General features: G+C 65.7%; 1 protein-coding gene and 1 pseudogene. One reads left to right on the top strand and one right to left on the bottom strand.

Annotation, left to right across the window (positions count from 1 at the left end):
• The coding region (locus EN884_RS35680) for a glycosyltransferase family 4 protein (protein ID WP_128361112.1) at positions 1–968 on the bottom strand (968 nt) is incomplete at its 3' end.
• Between the two features lie 172 nt (positions 969–1,140).
• Between EN884_RS35680 and EN884_RS35685 the strand changes: the two are divergent.
• Positions 1,141–1,486 (top strand): annotated as a pseudogene (locus EN884_RS35685) (glycosyltransferase); the annotation flags it as partial.

The following is a 1,486-nucleotide window of genomic DNA, read 5'->3' on the forward strand; positions in this document are numbered from 1 at the left end:
GAACGGATGGTGGCGACCGAAGGCAGGCCGAGCTCGAAGGTTTCGATGGTCTTCAACTGGACGCCGCTGCCGGCGGTGCTGATCAGCGGGATGACGGCACCACCGCGCACGAAAGCTTGCGCGTCGGGCACGCGGCCGACAAATTCGACACCCGGGTGCTTCGACGCGACGCCCGAAGGCATGTGGCCCGCAATGCGGATGCGGAAATCGGGCCGCAGATGCGGCACGACCTTGCCCAGGAACCAGTCGAGGCCGATGCGGTTCGGCTGCCAGGTCCAGGTGCCGATCAGGGCGGCGTCGCAATCGGTGCGGCGCGGGCTTTTCAGGGTTGGCGCCTGGGCACCGGTCACCAGCGGCAGCACCGCCGAGCGGTTGTCGGAGGCGACACCGAGTGCGGCGCGGTCTTCCTCGGCCAGGGTGAAGACGAAGCGCGCCCGGCGGCAGAGACGCTCTTCGACGGTCTTGAGCAGCCTCGCCTCGCGGCGAAACAGCAGGCGCTGGAAGAGACCGTCGGCGGCAGCGGCATTCTCCCGCGCCGAAAGATGCTCGACATTGTGGGCAACGAAGATCGAAGGCCGCTCAGCGAACAGCTTTTCGAAGGCCCCGGCGAACTGCACGGAATTCAAGACATAGCCGTCAAACGGTCCGGCACGCTCAATGGCAGCGAGAACATCGCTGTCGGACACGGCGCGCAGCTTGACCGACGCGAAGGTGAGGCCCGAAAGCAGCGCCTTGCCGACCCAGGCCAGCTTTTGCCGCGCGGAGGCATTTTCCGTGCGCACGTCGATCGCACCCAGCACCACGGTGTTTTCGGGGTCGGCCGCGGGCTTCCCCGGCCAGGTAAAGCCGATGACGGTGACGCGCGCGCCAGCGCGCCGCAAGGCAGCGATGATCGCAGCGTTGGCGATCTCGTAGCCCGAGGCGAGAGCGCCGTCGGGCACGATCGATGTGGCGAACAGCAGATGCATCTTACCTATCCAGTGGTGTAGCCGGTAGCAAAGTGCGGTGAACCCTTGATTAAGCCTGCACATTCGACGGCCGAAAGCCGCTGCCTGGCGGGCTTCTCCGTGCAAGGTGATTAACGAAACCTTATCAACCGTGGTGCTACCAGAGCCCAACTCACCATGTGGCTGGACACGGATGATCCCTTTGCCATCGGACGGTTCGGTATCGGTCGCGGGACGCACGCCGCGGCTTGACGTCGAGGCCGTCGAAGCCGTCGTCACCTTGCCGACCTTCAAGCGTCCCGAGCAGGTGCTGGAAACGCTGGCGTCGCTGCGCGCGCAGCAAACCGGCAGGCGCTTTGCCGTGATCGTCATGGAGAACGAAGCCGAGGCGCGGGCCGGCGCCAAGGCGGTGCTGCCGCTGTTCGAGCGGGGCGAAATGCCGGGCCTGGTGATCATCGCGCATGAGCGCGGCAATTGCAGCGCCTACAATGCCGGCTGGCAGACAGCCATCCTGCAATTCCCGAACTTCAGGCATCTGC

The organism is Mesorhizobium sp. M7A.F.Ca.AU.001.01.1.1 (assembly GCF_004022735.1).
GTDB classification, from domain to species: Bacteria; Pseudomonadota; Alphaproteobacteria; order Rhizobiales; family Rhizobiaceae; genus Mesorhizobium; species Mesorhizobium ciceri.